Annotated in this window: 16 protein-coding genes and 1 pseudogene; 6 read left to right on the top strand and 11 right to left on the bottom strand. The window is 59.9% G+C overall.

Features of this window, described 5'->3' with window-relative positions; all coding sequences use genetic code 11:
* Positions 1 to 96: 96 nt before the first annotated feature.
* On the top strand, positions 97 to 1932 hold the full coding sequence (locus CFII64_RS12435; RefSeq protein WP_020291128.1) for a CocE/NonD family hydrolase: 1836 nt from the start codon (positions 97 to 99) through the stop codon (positions 1930 to 1932).
* 53 nt (positions 1933 to 1985) lie between these two features.
* Here CFII64_RS12435 and CFII64_RS12430 read toward each other — a convergent pair whose 3' ends face one another.
* Entirely contained in the window at positions 1986 to 2198 is a 213-nt protein-coding gene (locus CFII64_RS12430; RefSeq protein WP_020291127.1) for a DUF3079 domain-containing protein, read from the bottom strand.
* Between the two features lie 160 nt (positions 2199 to 2358).
* Here CFII64_RS12430 and CFII64_RS12425 point away from each other — a divergent pair, with 160 nt between their 5' ends.
* From CFII64_RS12425 to CFII64_RS12405, 5 genes are all read left to right on the top strand, one after another.
* The gene (locus tag CFII64_RS12425; protein WP_020291126.1) at positions 2359 to 2718 is read left to right on the top strand and encodes a hypothetical protein; all 360 of its coding nucleotides are present in this window, start codon (positions 2359 to 2361) and stop codon (positions 2716 to 2718) included.
* An 87-nt stretch (positions 2719 to 2805) separates the two neighbouring features.
* A complete protein-coding gene (locus tag CFII64_RS12420) occupies positions 2806 to 3330 on the top strand; it encodes an iron transporter (protein ID WP_020291125.1) in 525 nt (174 codons plus the stop codon).
* Complete coding sequence (locus tag CFII64_RS12415; RefSeq protein WP_020291124.1) at positions 3331 to 3663, top strand: cupredoxin domain-containing protein; 333 nt, start codon at positions 3331 to 3333, stop codon at positions 3661 to 3663.
* Between the two features lie 22 nt (positions 3664 to 3685).
* Positions 3686 to 4540, top strand: a complete 855-nt coding sequence (locus tag CFII64_RS12410) for an FTR1 family protein (protein WP_020291123.1) — start codon at positions 3686 to 3688, stop codon at positions 4538 to 4540.
* Entirely contained in the window at positions 4528 to 5907 is a 1380-nt protein-coding gene (locus CFII64_RS12405; protein WP_020291122.1) for a 4Fe-4S binding protein, read from the top strand. The genes CFII64_RS12410 and CFII64_RS12405 overlap by 13 nt, the downstream gene beginning before the upstream one ends.
* 50 nt (positions 5908 to 5957) lie before the next feature.
* Here CFII64_RS12405 and CFII64_RS30510 read toward each other — a convergent pair whose 3' ends face one another.
* The 10 genes and pseudogenes from CFII64_RS30510 to narH all read right to left on the bottom strand — a co-directional run bounded on the left by CFII64_RS30510 (position 5958) and on the right by narH (position 15960).
* Positions 5958 to 6662, bottom strand: coding sequence for a methyl-accepting chemotaxis protein (locus tag CFII64_RS30510; RefSeq protein ID WP_371106435.1), 705 nt, complete (start codon positions 6660 to 6662; stop codon positions 5958 to 5960).
* 429 nt (positions 6663 to 7091) lie between these two features.
* Positions 7092 to 7577: pseudogene (locus CFII64_RS30505) on the bottom strand (MCP four helix bundle domain-containing protein); the annotation flags it as partial.
* Between the two features lie 92 nt (positions 7578 to 7669).
* A complete protein-coding gene (locus tag CFII64_RS12395; RefSeq protein WP_229635520.1) occupies positions 7670 to 8365 on the bottom strand; it encodes an anaerobic ribonucleoside-triphosphate reductase activating protein in 696 nt (231 codons plus the stop codon).
* Positions 8362 to 8529: an anaerobic ribonucleoside-triphosphate reductase gene (nrdD, locus tag CFII64_RS12390; protein WP_017338867.1), complete on the bottom strand. Its 168-nt coding sequence runs from the start codon at positions 8527 to 8529 to the stop codon at positions 8362 to 8364. The genes CFII64_RS12395 and nrdD overlap by 4 nt, the downstream gene beginning before the upstream one ends.
* 32 nt (positions 8530 to 8561) lie before the next feature.
* Positions 8562 to 10577: a ribonucleoside triphosphate reductase gene (locus tag CFII64_RS12385; RefSeq protein WP_020291119.1), complete on the bottom strand. Its 2016-nt coding sequence runs from the start codon at positions 10575 to 10577 to the stop codon at positions 8562 to 8564.
* Between the two features lie 425 nt (positions 10578 to 11002).
* Positions 11003 to 11995, bottom strand: coding sequence for a GTP 3',8-cyclase MoaA (moaA, locus tag CFII64_RS12380; protein WP_020291118.1), 993 nt, complete (start codon positions 11993 to 11995; stop codon positions 11003 to 11005).
* Between the two features lie 25 nt (positions 11996 to 12020).
* Positions 12021 to 12980: a peptidylprolyl isomerase gene (locus CFII64_RS12375; protein ID WP_044901324.1), complete on the bottom strand. Its 960-nt coding sequence runs from the start codon at positions 12978 to 12980 to the stop codon at positions 12021 to 12023.
* 10 nt (positions 12981 to 12990) lie between these two features.
* A complete protein-coding gene (gene narI, locus CFII64_RS12370; protein WP_020291116.1) occupies positions 12991 to 13671 on the bottom strand; it encodes a respiratory nitrate reductase subunit gamma in 681 nt (226 codons plus the stop codon).
* Entirely contained in the window at positions 13664 to 14419 is a 756-nt protein-coding gene (narJ, locus tag CFII64_RS12365) for a nitrate reductase molybdenum cofactor assembly chaperone (RefSeq protein WP_020291115.1), read from the bottom strand. Before narJ ends, narI begins: the two co-directional genes overlap by 8 nt.
* Positions 14420 to 14421: 2 nt before the next feature.
* Positions 14422 to 15960 carry a nitrate reductase subunit beta gene (gene narH / locus CFII64_RS12360; RefSeq protein ID WP_020291114.1) on the bottom strand — a complete coding sequence of 513 codons (1539 nt, stop codon included), beginning with the start codon at positions 15958 to 15960 and terminating at the stop codon, positions 14422 to 14424.

Genomic DNA, 15960 nt, shown 5'->3' with positions numbered 1-15960 from the left:
AGAACGCATATAACTATTAAAATTACGAACTTTACGCATCAAACAAAAACTCGCACTCTCGGCGTCATAACTCATGACCCGTAGTGGAGTGTCTGAATGTCTGATGCAGATAGCGGCAGCGTTGCCTGGAAGCTGGCTCCCAGCCAATACCTGGCTGAGCGCAACCAGGATTTCGAGAAGCCTGGCAAACCAGTTTCGCACTACATCGCCATGCGCGACGGCTGCAAAATCGCTCTGGATATTTTCCTGCCGCAGCCGAAGTCGGGAACCGAAGCAAGCGCAACATTCCCGACTATCGTGGTGTTCACACCCTATTACAGGCGGTTCAAACTGGCTGCAGGCTCCACTCAGGAAAACAGCCCGAACACCTATCGTTATCGTGATCAATTCGTGCCGTATGGCTACGCCGTGGTGGTGGTAGACGTGCGAGGCACCGGTGCCAGCTACGGCAGCCGGGACAGCTTCCGCTCCCCAGCAGAACGTGCCGACTCTGTTGAAGTGGTGGACTGGATCATCAACCAGCCGTGGTCCAATGGTCGTGTCGGGGCTACGGGCGTGTCTTACCTGGGAGCCGCAGCGGACTTTCTGGCAAGCACAGGCCACCCGGCAGTAAAGGCTATCGCCCCGCTTTTCTCGGTATGGGACACCTACGCTGACAACTACTATCCAGGCGGGATTCTGGTCAAGTCGCTGACTCGACTGTACGACGACATCATGATCGGCCTCGATCACGACCGGCGCGATGTACTGCAGCAGTTCTCCTATTTCAACCATCCTGACTTTCAGGGCCCTCAGCCAGTCGACGAGGACGTGAGCGGCGAACAGTGCGCAGAAGCCCTTCAGCAGCACCTGGCAAACTTCCGGCAAACCGACTTCATGGCTGAGTTCCGCTTCAGCGATGACAGCCTGCCCTACGATGCCACCTTCACCCCGGCCACGTTCAGCCCTCACTCCTACAGCGCAGGCACGCGCAGCGATGTCGCTATCTACTCGGTTTCAGGATGGATGGATGGCGCTGGCTACATGAACGGTGCGATTTCGCGCTTTCTCACCCTCAAAGACAATCCCCATCATTTGCTGCTGGGACCATGGGACCACGGCGCACGCATCAATGTGTCCCCTTGGCGCGTCGAAGAAACCGCACAGTTCGGTCTGATGCCGGAACTGCTGCGCTTTTTTGACCATTATCTTGATGAAAGGGACACCGGGCTGGACCAGGAATCGCCTGTGCACTATTTCAGCATGCACGATGAAACCTGGTGCGCAGCCGAGCAATGGCCACCCACCCGGAATGTCGCGACACTGTATCTTGGCCAGGCAAACGTACTGGCCGCAGAACCGGAGCAAAACCCGCATCGCGATCAATTCAAGGTCGATTTCCGCCACGGCACCGGTGAGGGAACCCGCTTCGAGCGTATCGCCGGTGTGGATAGCCGAACCTACTACCCTGACTGGCAAGGTCGGACCGACGCACTGCTGAGCTACACATCCGAAGTGTTGCCGCAAGGGCTGCAACTGAGTGGCCACGTCATCGCCGAATTCTGGCTGGAATGCGATCAGCCTGACGCAGCGATTTTCGTCTATCTCAGCGAGATTGAAGCCGACGGCAGCGAGCGCTACGTCACGGAAGGGTTACTCAGGGCATTGCTGCGTAAAGAATCGCCGCCACCCTCGACCTACCAAACCACCTGGCCCTATCGCAGCCTTGCACGCAAGGACGCAGAGCCCATGCAACCTGGCAAGGCCGAACAGATTCGCCTGGCGTTGTTGCCCACCGCCTGGGCATTCAAGGCAGGCAGCAGAGTCAGAGTCTCTTTTGCTGGCGCAGACAGCGATCACTGTGGACAGATCCCCCACGGTAAACCGCCGGTTTTCAACATCCTGAGTGGATCGTCAACGCCATCCAGGGTTGTACTTCCGGCGCTTCTTTAATCTCAACCCATGGCCAGACTGTGCGGGAAAAGCAGACCTAAACAGTCGGCCAGCTACACACCTTTATCCGGAACTTTATCGCTGACGATGACCTTGTCCAGACCCCAGTCGCCGGGTACGTCCCAATCTTCGCCGAACAGCTCGGCCGGATGCATCGTACGGTCGGAACCATTGCCGCAAGCCAGCGACTTGGCCGGACAATACTGGTCGCAGCCCCAACAGATCCGTTCGGGGTGCGAGGGGTTGGAGGGGAAGTTTTTGGCCATGCCGTTCTCCGTTGATTGAGAGGCGTCCTTCCAACCTACAGCCCGCAAGCAATGTCAGCCTTGATGGATATCAAGATCTCGACATCAAGCGACTCGCCTCGCCCCATTGCGATCCTGGGGCTAAGCTTGCAAGTGCTGATCAGACTTGGAGACGTCGCTCATGCTCAATAAAAATCCCTTCCCGAACGCTGAGGCACCCGACCATCCGCCCCTGTCGACATGGGATGATCAAAACGCCGCACAGTCCGTCGCGGGCGATGCGTTCACCGCTCCACCGGAATTGACCAATGCCGAACTGGTGCATTTGCGTGTCCGGGTCATAGCCCTGGAAAACCTGGTCATCGCGCTGCTGGCCGAAGGTTCCGAACGCCAGCTCGCCGTCGCCCGGGAAATGGCCGCCTACATTTCTCCCAGACCCGGTTTTACCCAGCATCCGTTGACCGTCCACGCTGCCGCGCAGATGGCTCACAGCGTCGAACGCGCCCAGCGCTTTCGCCAGCGTGACGAACCAGCGGTTTAATTGCACGAAACTTGATAACAATCATTATTATTCGCAGCAAAGCTTCCTAGACTCGGCTTCCTACTCGTCAGTGCTCAGGAAGTCATTATGCGTACCCACCTTTCACTCGCCCTGCTCCTGCTTGCACCCTTGGCTCACGCAAAGGAATACCCGATCGGGGAACCGCAGCTGTGTCAGGGGCTGGAAGTCGGGGCGGTGTATCTGCAACCGATCGAGATGGCGCCGACTGGCATGATGCGCGCCACGGCCGATTCCGATGTGCATCTGGAGGCCGACATTCGGGCCACCGCTGACAATCGGCAGGGCTTTCAGGAAGGCAGTTTCGTGCCTTATCTCAATGTCTCGTTCAACTTGAAAAAAGCTGGCAACCCGGACGAACTCAAGGGCGACTTCCATGCCATGGTCGCCAATGACGGCCCGCACTACGGCGACAATGTGAAGCTGCTGGGCCCAGGCAAATATCAACTGACCTTCACTGTCCTGCCACCCGCCGGTCACGGTTCCCTCGGACGTCATACCGACAAGGAAACCGGTGTCGCGCCCTGGTTCGAACGCTGCGAACTGCACTACGAATTCGTCTACGCCGGGATTGGAAAAAAAGGCGGCTATTGAATGAAACGCCTGCCTCTCGCCTGGCTGATGCTTGCCGCAGCCGTTGCGCCGCTGACCGTGCATGCCGAGCTACTGACCTACCCACTGATCCTGCGCGATGGCCACTTCACCCCCGCCCTGCTGGAGGTGCCGGCCGGGCAGCGGTTCAAGATCGTCCTGAAAAACGAGGGTCAGGGGCCGGCCGAGTTCGAGAGCACACCGTTGCGGGTTGAAAAAGTGCTGTCTCCGGGCGTTACCACCTTCGTCGTCATTCACCCGCTCAGGCCCGGCCACTATCCCTTTTTCGACGAGTTCAATCCGCAACTGCCCGAGGGCGGCATCCTCGCCAAATAACCCGTCCACGCACGGAGTTTCCATGAATCAATCAATGTTCATCGTCTGGCGCGAAAGCGTCGAGGCGCTGCTGGTGATCGGCATTCTCCAGGCCTGGGCCAGCCAGCAAGACCAAGGCAATCGGCTGGTCAAATTCCTGTGGGGCGGCGTGATGCTCGGGCTGCTGCTCTCAGGCCTGCTCGCGGTGCTGATTCTGTTTGCCGGTGAGGCCATGAGCGGCTCAGCCAGTGAATGGTTCCAGGCCGCATTGGCGCTGATTGCCAGTCTGCTGATGGTGCAAATGGTGGGCTGGATGCATCGCCACGGGCGCACGCTCAAGCATGACTTGCGACGCCACGCCGACAGCCATCTGGCCCGGCGCGGCGGCTTTGGCTTGTTGGTGTTGGCGATGCTCGCCGTCAGCCGCGAAGGCAGCGAGACCGTGGTATTCCTCTACGGGGCCGGCGCGCGTTTACGCGGCCCGGAGCTCGGTTTATTCGCAGTCGGTGGTGCATTCGGCCTGGTGCTGTCGGCGCTCACCATCGGCCTGTTGCACGGCAGTCGCCGCTTCATGTCCTGGCAGCGCTTCTTTGCGATCAGCGAAGTCATCCTGCTCATGCTTGGCGCGGCACTGCTGGTCAGCGCCAGCGAGCGGATCAACGGCCAACTGCTGGCCCTTGATGTGCCGGAATGGGTCTATGGTCTCGTCGGCGAGGCACTTTGGGACAGCAGCGCGCTGTTGAGCGACAGCCATGGGCTGGGCAGTTTTCTGGCCGGTTTTGCCGGTTATCGGGCAACTCCCAGTAGCATGACCTTGCTGGTGTGGGTCGGCTATTGGCTGGTGGTCGGCAGTTGGTTACGGCAACGCACTGCGGAAAACCTGCCATGCCCGACCTGAGCTGGGGCAATCGATGGTTGCAGCGCGCGGGTGACGGCATGCGTCGCCACGCGCGCCTCATTCGCGCCGTGCAATGGGTCGTCGTACTGTTCTATGCGCTGCTGCTGGTGATCCCGGCATTGTTGCCGCTGCCGGACAGCCAGGCGCGGATGCTCGACAACCTGACCCTGTTCGCGCAGTTTTTGTTCTGGGGGCTCTGGTGGCCGTTCGTGCTGCTGTCGATTGTGGTGTTCGGGCGGCTGTGGTGCGGCGTTTTATGCCCGGAAGGATCCCTCAGCGAATGGGCCAGCCACTACGGTAAAGGCCTGGGCGTGCCGCGTTGGTTGCGCTGGGGCGGCTGGCCAACCCTGGCGTTCTGCTTGACGACACTCTATGGCCAGTTGATCAGCGTTTACGACTACGCCCAGGCAGCGTTGTTGATACTGGGCGGGTCGACCGTCGCGGCGGTTGGCGTCGGCCTGCTGTTTGCCCGGGGCAAACGGGTCTGGTGCCGTTATCTGTGCCCGGTCAGCGGGGTGTTCGCCCTGCTCGCCCGCCTGGCGCCCGTGCATTTTCAGGTCGATGAGCAACGCTGGATGGAAAATGCCGCGCCACGCCTGCCGCCGCCCAACTGCGCGCCGCTGCTGGATATTCGCCGCCTGCGGGGCGCCAGTGATTGCCATGCCTGTGGACGCTGCAGCGGGCAACGCGGCGCAGTCCAGTTGATCGCCCGCTCCAGTAACCAGGAGATTCTTCACGCCACGGCGCAGACGCTGTCCCATTGGGATGCGCGGTTACTGCTGTTTGGCGTGATCGGCCTGGCCATGGGTGCGTTTCAGTGGACCGTCAGCCCCTGGTTCATCGCCCTCAAACAAACCCTCGCCCAATGGCTGGTCGAACACGATCAGCTCTGGGCGTTGCAGGATGACGCGCCGTGGTGGCTGCTCACCCATTACCCGCTGCTCAACGACAGCTTCAGCTGGCTGGACGGTTTCAGCATTGTGGTTTATCTGAGCCTTAGTTCGCTGCTGCTCGGCACAACGTTGCTGATACTGCTGCAGGTGACGGCGCGACTGGCGAAGGATCCTGCACTGTATTGGCCCTTGGCCTTGACGCTCACGCCCCTTGGCGGTGCAGGCCTATTTCTTGGGTTGTCGGCCACCACCGTGAAATTGCTGCGCTATGAAGGTCTGCTGCTGGAGTGGGTGCAACCCGCCCGAGCCTGCCTGTTGATCGCCGCGATGGGTTGGAGCCTGCTATTGGGCTGCAAGCGCCTGAACCCCGAAGGTCCTGGCCTGGCGCGACGTCTGTCCGGCGGCATTTGTCTGCTGCTCGCCAACGGCCTGATCGGATTGGGCTGGTGGTTGCAATTCTGGGGTTGGGTCTGATTATCCCCGCGCCCTGATCCAACCACCCACCCTGCCCTGTTCAAGTGGAACTAGACCTTGAAGCGCGCCACTGTCTGGTGCAACGCCCCGGCCATCTGCGCCAGATCGAGGCCGGCGGTTTGCGTATGTTGCGCCCCCAGCAAGACCTGTTCAGACAAGTTGCGAATCCCCATCAGGTTGCGATCCACCTCACGCGCGACCAATGCCTGCTCCTCCGTGGCGCTGGCAATCATCATGTTGCGCTCATTGATCTGCGAGATCGACCGAGTGATTTCGTCCAGCGCGTCGCCCGAGCGTTGCGCCACTTCAAGAGCCGCGCGCACCAGCGTCCTGTTGCTGTGCATGGCGGTCACGGCATGGCCAGTGTCCTGACGAATGTTGCCAATCATCTGCTCGATTTCCTGTGTGGACACCTGAGTGCGATGGGCCAGGGCACGCACTTCATCGGCGACTACGGCAAAACCGCGTCCCGCATCACCAGCCCGCGCGGCTTCAATCGCCGCATTGAGCGCCAGCAAATTGGTTTGATCGGCAATGCTGCGAATCACATCCAATACTTTGCTGATGTCCTGCACCCGACCAGCCAGCTGCTCGATGCGCTCTGATGTGTCAGCCACGCCATTGGCCAACTCGCCCATTGAAACCACAGTCTCCTGAACCTGCTCACGGCCGCGTTGCGCGGTTTGCTCGGACTGCCGCGAAGCCTCGGAGGTGCTGACCGCATTGCGCGCCACCTCATCCACCGCCGCCGTCATCTGGTTTACCGCTGCCGCCGCTTGCTCAATCTCCAGCCCTTGCAATTGCAGGTTGCTGCTGGTCTGGCTGCTGACCGCACTCAGTTCTTCCGAGGAGCTGGCTACCTGATCAACCGAGGTCGCGATGTGCTTGACCATGGCATTCAAGCTCTGCTGCATCTGGTGCATGTTCATCATCACGCTGCCATCGACACTTGAACTCACCGGCACCGGAGTCGTCAGGTCGCCTTGGGCGATCTGGCTCAAGACCCGCGCCGCAGCGTCAGGCTCGCCGCCCAGCGGCCGGGTCACACTGCGCGTGACAGCAACGGCGGCGGCGACAACCAGCGCCAGGCAGAACAGAAACAGGCCGAGCATGTTGCGCCGGGCATCGCTGTAGAGTTCCTGCGCCGCCTGTTCACGATCGGCGAATATCCTTCCTTGCAGCGCCATCAGCTCATCCAGGCTCTTGTAGACCTGCAGTTCCGCTGGCACGACCTTTTGTTTGAGCTGGGTCATGGCATCGTCGAACGCCCCTTGCCGAATCAATACCTGCACCTGGGTAAACGCCGCGACATAGGCCTCGCGGTTCTTTTTCAGCGTGGCATACGTGACTTTGCCCTCGGGCAGATAGAACAGCGGCTCAAGGGTTTCGAGGGCCTGCGTGATGCGTTTTTTGGTGGTGTCGATGGACTGCTGCGCTTGCTGGTTGTCTTTATCGATCAGCAAATCCCGGGTGTTCCTGGCGTTATCGCGCACGCCGGTGGCAATGACCAGGATCGGCTCGATTTTCGGCCAGTCCTGTTTGACGATGACCACTGCCTGTTCCTTGAGCGTTGCCAGATCGTGCAACGCGTAAAACGCCATGCCCATCAGGGCCAGCGGCGCAATTGCAAAACCGATGATGATGCGTTGTGCCGTAGATAATTTAGCCATATCAAATGCTCCCTGTTTGACAACTGCCCCATAGGCAGCGCATTTGAAAATCATGGTGGGTGTCACTGGTGAAAACTGATCCGCAGCCTCGACTATCCCCGTAACACGAAGGCTGGAAACAGCTCGCGCAGGCTTGCCCAAAGATCGGGTAGCAAGGCTTGTGCCGAAACGTTCGGCAATAGAGGGTCGAACATCCGCTCGGTACGCACCAGTTGCACGGCAAAGTGTTTGACGCCGAGTGCGTTCAAGCGCTGCGCGAGGATCAATAGGCGCTCGGGCTTGAACAGATGCCAATGCACGGTGGTGCGGCATTCGTAGTCGACGCCACTGGCCAGCAGATGTTCGAGGCTGCGCCAATTGGCCGTGCCACTCCCCGCGACCCGGGTGATGGCCTGGCAATCCTCAGGCAGCGCCTTGACATCGAAGCCGACCCAATCGGCACCGGTCAGCGCCTTGGCGAACGCCGCCGGCTTGATTCCGGCGCTGTGCAGACCAATGCGAAAACCCATCGCCCGCACGTCGGCCATGGCGTCGGGCAAGCTGTCTTGCAGGGTCGGTTCACCGCCGCTGAAAACCACGGCATCCAGCAGGCCCTGACGGCGCTGCAGAAAGCCTATTACCTCAGACCACGGCACTTCGTCCGCGCCGCGCGGCGGGATCAACTGCGGGTTATGGCAGTAACGACAACGCCAGGCGCAACCCTGGCAAAACAATACGCAGGCGAGTTGTCCCGGATAGTCGATAGTGGTCAGGGGCACCATGCCCCCGACCCGCAGCATTCGACTCATTGGCGCCCGGCCAGCGCCGCGCTTTCGGTGAAGTGCACCCGCTCGCGGTGCTCGGATTGTTTGCCTGGATTGAACGCCGAAACCGGGCGGTGATAGCCCATCACCCGAGTCCAGACTTCGCAGCGTTGACGTTGAGCCTGGGGCAGGGTTTGCGATGCAGTCATGGTGAAGCTCCTTGCGGTTGAGTGGATCGAAATCAGTGAACGAGGCCGGCTTGCTGTTCTTTGAGCAGTAGGACTTCGTCGCATTTAGGGCAGAACTCATGCTCGCCATCGAGGTAGCCGTGCACCGGGCAGATCGAGAATGTCGGGGTCACGGTCAGGTAAGGCAGACGGAAGCGCCCAAGGGCTTTGCGCACCAGTTGCTTACAGGCCTGGGTCGAGGAAATCCGCTCGGCCATATACAGATGCAGGACTGTGCCGCCGGTGTATTTGCATTGCAGTTCGTCCTGAAGCTCCAGGGCTTCGAAGGGGTCGTCGGTGTAACCCACCGGCAGTTGCGAGGAGTTGGTGTAATACGGCGCCGCGAGGCTCCCGGCCTGAAGAATGTCGGGGTAGCGCTTGAGGTCTTCCTTGGCGAAACGGTAGGTCGTGCCCTCGGCGGGCGTGGCTTCCAGGTTGTACATGTGGCCGGTTTCTTCCTGGAAGCGCAGCAACGTGGCGCGCACATGGTCCAGCAGATTCAGGGCGAATTTGCGGCCATGCTCGGTGTGCATGCCCTCCTCGTCGCCGGTGAAATTGCGCAGCATTTCATGCAGGCCATTGAGCCCGATGGTGGAAAAATGGTTGCGCAAGGTACCCAGATACCGCTTCGTGTACGGATACAAACCGGCGTCCATGTGGTGCTGGATTACCTTGCGCTTGACCTCCAGGCTCTCCATCGCCAGCTCCATCAGCGTGTCCAGACGTTTGAGCAACCCGCTGGTATCGCCTTTGAACACGTAGCCCAGACGCGCACAGTTGATGGTCACCACGCCGAGCGAGCCGGTCTGTTCCGCCGAGCCGAACAAACCGCCGCCGCGCTTGAGCAGCTCGCGCACATCCAGCTGCAACCGGCAGCACATCGAGCGCACCTGATTAGGTTGCAGATCAGAATTGAGGAAGTTCTGGAAATACGGCAAGCCGTAACGCGCCGTCATCTCGAACAGGCGGTCAGCGTTTTCGCTGTCCCAGGGGAAGTCATGGGTGATGTTGTAGGTCGGGATCGGAAAGGTGAACACTCGCCCTTTCGCATCACCGGCCTGCATCACCTCGATATAGGCGCGGTTAAGCACATCCATCTCGATTTGCAGGTCGCCATAGGCAAACGGCATTTCCTCACCGCCGATGATGGGGATCTGTTCGCGCAGATCCTGCGGGCAAACCCAGTCGAACGTCAGGTTGGTGAAAGGCGTCTGCGTGCCCCAGCGCGATGGCACGTTCAGGTTGTAGATGAACTCCTGGATCGCCTGACGCACCTCTGGATAACTCAGCTGATCCTTGCGTACATAGGGCGCCAGATAGGTGTCGAACGAGCTGAAAGCCTGAGCGCCAGCCCATTCGTTTTGCAATGTGCCGAGGAAATTCACCATCTGCCCCAGGGCGCTGCTCAAGTGCTTCGGCGGACAGGCTTCGACCCGTCCCGGTACACCGTTGAGCCCTTCATGCAGCAGGGTTCGCAGTGACCAGCCCGCGCAATAACCGGCGAGCATGTCCAGATCGTGCACATGCAGATCCGCCTCGCGGTGCGCCTGGCCAATGGCCTCGCTGTACACCTCGTCGAGCCAGTAATTGGCGGTGACCTTGCCTGACACGTTCAGCACCAGCCCGCCCAGGGAGTAGCCCTGATTGGCGTTGGCCTGGACCCGCCAGTCTTCGCGATCCAGGTATTCGTTCATGGAGGTCGCGACTTCGACCAGGGTCCGGCGATCACGCCGCAGTCGTCCGTGCTGTTCGCGATAGACGATGTAGGCCCGCATGGCGAGGAAAAACCCGGCGTCCATCAAGACCCTTTCCACGCGATCCTGGATTTGTTCCACATGCAGCCTGGGCAAGCCTTCCAGCCGGGCCAATACAGCATGGAGCAAGCCTTCGGCTTCAAGCTCGGCAAACTCCCCGGTTGCCTTGCCAGCGGCGATCAACGCCTGACGGATTTTGTCTGCATCGAAGGCGACCAGATTGCCATCGCGCTTGTGCAAACGGTTGGATCCCAGTGAGATCAGCGTGCTCTGCATTCGTCCTCCAAACACAACATATAGATATTTATAAACTTTAAAACACAATATGCAGTGGAGACTACGGACAAACTGCGCTTCTGCCATTGATCGATATCAAGATTTTCCGGCAAAAAAAACCACCCGAAGGCGGCCTGAGAAAATGATTCATTGTGGGAGCGAGCTTGCGCGCGAAGAGGCCATCACATTCAACAGCAAAGTTGGCTGATAGACCGCTATCGCGAGCAAGCTCGCTTGTATGGCTGAACTTGAAGTCGCCCAATGATCAATGTGACGGCACAATCCATGGTCAAGCCATTTAGAAGTGGGAGAGGACTTGTCCTCGATGGCTGTCATTGCAGCACTGCATGTGGGTCAGGCGGATTAGGGTCGTCCGGGCTGGCTTCGAGGACAAGTCCTCTCCCACAAAAGACTTTAGCGACCGTTCACCCCCCGCTCATATTCATGAACCGCACAATCTGCACCTCCCCTTCGGGGCTGAAATCGTGACGCAACGGCTTGCCACGCAGGGCTTTGTGTACCGCGTCGATCAGCGGTTGATCATCCAGCGGATAACGCCGCAGCAGGCCGCGCAAGTCCAGGGCATCGTCCTGGCCCAGACACAGCAACAGTTTGCCCTCAACGGTCATCCGCACCCGGTTGCAGCTGCCACAAAAGTTGTGGCTGTTGGGCGATATGAAACCGATCCGGGTATCGCGATGGCGCTCCAGACGCACGTAGCGCGCCGGGCCGCCGCTGTTTTCGGTGCTGTCGAGCAAGCGATGCCGGCTGCCGATCAGCGCCCGTACTTCATCGCTGGAACAGAACGACTCGCCCCGGGAACGACCCACGTCGCCCAAGGGCATTTCTTCGATGAAACTGATGTCGATGTGTTGATCGATGGCGTATTGCACCAAGCCCAGGACTTCATCGAAGTTGCGCCCTTTCATCACCACGCAGTTGAGTTTGATTCGTTCGAACCCCGCGCTGCGCGCCGCTTCGATGCCGCTGAGCACCTGATCGAGATCGCCATTACGGGTGATCGCACGAAACTTCTGCCCGTCCAGGCTATCGAGGCTGATGTTCATGCGCTTGACCCCAGCCTCCACCAGCGGTCGCGCCAGACGGCCCAGTTGCGAGCCGTTGCTGGTCATCACCAGTTCGCGCAAACCGGGCAAGGCCGCGATGTTGCGACACAGGTCGACAATGCCGGGACGAATCAGCGGTTCGCCGCCCGTGAGGCGGATTTTGCGTACCCCAAGGCCGACGAACAGCGTGGCGAGGCGCTGCAACTCTTCCAGCGTCAGCACCTGCTGACGTGGCAGGAAGGTCATGTTTTTCGCCATGCAATACACACAGCGAAAATCACAACGGTCCGTCACCGACATTCGCAGATAGTCGATCTGGCGTCCAAAACCATCCTGCATGACAGCGTTCATCACATCTCCCGGTTTGCCTCGATGCTCACTGCACCAGCGGTGAATCGGCACCCTGCAAATGGATGCCACGAATATCCGCCGCGCCAATCAGGGTTTGCAGGTATTGCACCAGGGCTTTTTGCCAGACGCCTTGCTGCAACTGGGTGCGAATCGCCGTCGACACCACTTCGTAAGGCAATGGCATGCCTTCGATTCGCTGGTCGATACTGATCACATGCCAGCCGTAGCGGCTTTCCAGTGGTTTACTCGCCAGCCCCGGCGCCAGGGTGAACAACTGCCGCTCCAGCTCCGGCACAGTCTGGCCTTTGCTGATCTGCCCCAACGAACCGCCTTGAGCTTTGGACGGGCAAGCCGAATAGCTCATGGCCAGCTCGGCGAAACTGCCGGGAAACTCGTCCAGCCGCTGCAGCAGCGCTTCGGCTTGATCATGGGCCAGGGCGCGGGCCTCGGCATCGTCCGGCGCGCACTCAAGCAGGATGTGCCGCACCGCCAGCAACGGCGCGCTGTGAAACCGCCCGCGATTGTTTTCGTAATAGCGAAGACTGGTCTCCTCGTCACACTGCGGCACATGCACCTCACGCTCAAGCAACAAGCGCGTGGCCGCCTCTTCTTCGTTCTCACCCGCGCCGATCTCCATCGACACGCCGAGCTCGGCAATGCGTTGCTGCAACAGCTCACGAATCACCAAAGCCCTGGCGGCGTGATAAACCGCCTCCTCGCGGCTTTCCGCCGGGTGATATTGCAGCTCCTGGGCCATCGCTTCCGGAGTGATCGGCACCTCGTTGACGCTGATGATCGGCCACTCCTGCTCACTGCTGGCGATCAACTGCGCCGGGGCGTCGTCGGCCGCCGGCTCAAGCGGCAGGGCTGCAAACTGCTCCGCTACGGCTGGCGCCAGCTCGGCCACTTCGGGTTGCGCTTGTCTGGAAGAACCGCAGCCACCGCTGCCCCCATTACCGCCGCCACATCCACATCCACCTGACATGATTGTCTCCTCAGATCTTCTGCCGAACGATTTGATAACGACGTCCCAGGTACCAGATCGGTGCACTGATCATGTGTACGAGACGGGTGAAGGGGAACAGCACGAACAAGGTCAAACCGAGAAACACATGCAGCTTGTAGGTAAGCCCCACCGGCGCAATGGATGTCGCCGCTTCCATCGGCCGCAACAGCACGGTGTTCTGCGCCCAATCGGCGAGCATCACCATGACCGAACCGTCCATATGCGCCGTGGAGGCGACGATCGTCAGCAGGCCGAGAACCAATTGCGCCAGCAGCACCAGCAGAATCAGGATGTCCGAAGGGCTGGAAGTAGCGCGCACTCGAGGATCGCTCAAGCGGCGTTTGACCAGCATCAGCAGACCGATCAGGCACAGCAGGCCGAAGAACCCGCCGGACACCATCGCCAGCAACTGCTTGTTCTCTGTGCTGATCAGATGGTGATAAACCGACGCCGGGGTCAGCAGGCCGACGAAGTGTCCGGCCAGCACAAACAACACACCCACGTGGAACAGGTTGCTCGCCACGCGCATGCCACTCTGGTTGAGCATCTGGCTGGAGCCCGCTCGCCAGGTGTACTGCGACAGGTCGAAGCGTGCCCAGCTGCCAATCAGGCAAATCGCGAGGGCCACATAGGGGTAAACCCCGAACAACAACAGATCCCATTTAGACATTGCCCACCTCCTTGGCTGGCGCGGCGGCCAGCCCATCATGCTGAAAATCCACCCAGTGCAGCGGCACCGCGCTTTCTTCGCGGGCCTTGCCCGGAGCGCTTGGCAGCGAACTGCAACGGTCCTGCTGTTCGGCCTGGAGAAAGTCCACGGCCTCCTCTTCCCAGATCTTGTCGAGGGCTTCGAGGGAGTCGTCGCGCGGCTCCGCCGCTACTTGCGCGCGCAGGTCGGCCACCGCTTGATGAGGCTCGGCGCCGGCAATTTGCAGCAACGCCCGGAAGCAGCTGGCGTAAGCGCTTTCACGCTCTTCCAGACGCGCCGCGAGCAAGGCCAGCAAGTGCGAGACATCCGCCAGGCCCTCACGGGCCTCGATGTCTTCGCGGGTGGAGAGAAACTCCAGATACAGCGGGATATAGTCGGGAAGCTCTTTGACGCCGATGGCAAAACCGGCGGCTTCGTATTGCGCCATCATGTCGACCATGGCCTGGCCACGGTCGCGGGATTCGCCGTGCACGTGTTCGAACAACAGCAGCGACAGCGAACGGCCCCGACCGAACAGCGCACCGTAATGCTCCTGGCCGTCCATAAGGTCATTGCCACAAATCAGCTCCAGCAAGTCGAACAATGCGCCGCGCTGCTTGGGGCTGATTTCCCGGGACTGGATAATCGCCTGTTCCAGTTCATCGCGACCGCCTATCAGCGTCTCGGTCGGATAGTCGAGCAACAGCGAAATCACTTTGAGAATTTGCATGCTCATTCCTCCCACAACTGGACGGTTTTCAGGATGTCGCGACGGTTGGCCTTCTTGGCGCCGAACATGTTGGTGTCGGAACTGCCGCTGCAGCCGCTGCCGAAACTGAAGCCGCAACCGGAACGCTCGGCAAAGGCGTCACTCATGGCGTCTTCACGGTGCGCGCTCGGGACCACAAAGCGATCTTCATAGTTGGCAATCGCCAGGTAGCGGTACATTTCCTCGACCTGTTCCACGCTCAGGCCCACATCCGCCAGCACTTGCAGGTCCTGCACGCCGTCCACTTGCTGGGAACGTTTGTAGGCGCGCATCGCCAGCAAGCGTTTAAGCGCACGTTTGACCGGTTTTTCATCGCCCGCCGTCAGCAGGTTGGCCAGGTATTTGAGAGGAATACGCAGGCTGTCGACATCCGGAATCACCCCGTTCATGCCCACAGTGCCGGCAGTGGCCGCATTTTGAATCGGCGACAGCGGTGGCACATACCAGACCATCGGCAAGGTGCGGTATTCCGGGTGCAGCGGCAGTGCGAGCTTCCAGTCCACGGCCATTTTGTAGACCGGCGAGCGTTGCGCCGAGTCGATCACCGACTGCGGCACGCCGTCGGCCAGGGCCTGACGGATCACCGCCGGGTCGTTCGGGTCGAGGAAGATTTCCAGTTGTTTCTCGTACAGATCCTGCTCATTGGCGGTGCTCGCCACTTCGCTGATGCGATCGGCGTCATACAGCAGCACACCGAGGTAACGGATCCGGCCGACACAGGTTTCGGCGCAGACCGTCGGCATCCCGGCTTCGATACGCGGGTAGCAGAAGATGCATTTCTCGGACTTGCCGCTTTTCCAGTTGAAATAGATCTTCTTGTACGGGCAGCCGCTGATGCACATGCGCCAGCCACGGCATTTTTCCTGGTCAATCAGGACAATGCCGTCTTCTTCTCGCTTGTAGATCGCGCCGCTCGGGCACGACGCGGCGCACGTCGGGTTGAGGCAGTGCTCGCACAGGCGCGGCAGATACATCATGAAGGTGTTTTCGTACTCTCCGTAAATGTCCGCCTGGATCTTGTCGAAGTTCTTGTCCTTGCGACGCTTGGCGAATTCGGTACCGAGGATTTCTTCCCAGTTCGGGCCCCACTCGATTTTCTCCATGCGCTTGCCGGAGATCAGCGAACGTGGACGGGCCGTTGGCTGGTGCTCGCCCAGCGGCGCGGTGTGCAGGTGCTGATAATCGAAGTCGAACGGCTCGTAGTAATCGTCCAGGCTCGGCAGGTCAGGGTTGGCAAAAATGTTCGCCAACACCCGGAATTTGCCGCCGATGCGCGGGTTGATCGTGCCGTTGGCGTTGCGGATCCAGCCGCCCTTCCACTTGTCCTGGTTTTCCCATTCTTTCGGGTAGCCGATGCCCGGTTTCGATTCGACGTTGTTGAACCAGGCGTATTCCATGCCTTCACGGCTGGTCCAGACGTTTTTGCAGGTGATTGAACAGGTGTGGCAACCGATGCATTTGTCCAGGTTCAGAACCATGCCGATCTGTGAGCGAATTTTCAT

Origin of the sequence: Pseudomonas sp. CFII64, assembly GCF_000416235.1 — a bacterium.
Taxonomy (GTDB): Bacteria; Pseudomonadota; Gammaproteobacteria; order Pseudomonadales; family Pseudomonadaceae; genus Aquipseudomonas.
Note: the sequence above shows the minus strand (reverse complement) of the source record. Positions and strands in the feature narration are given on the sequence as shown.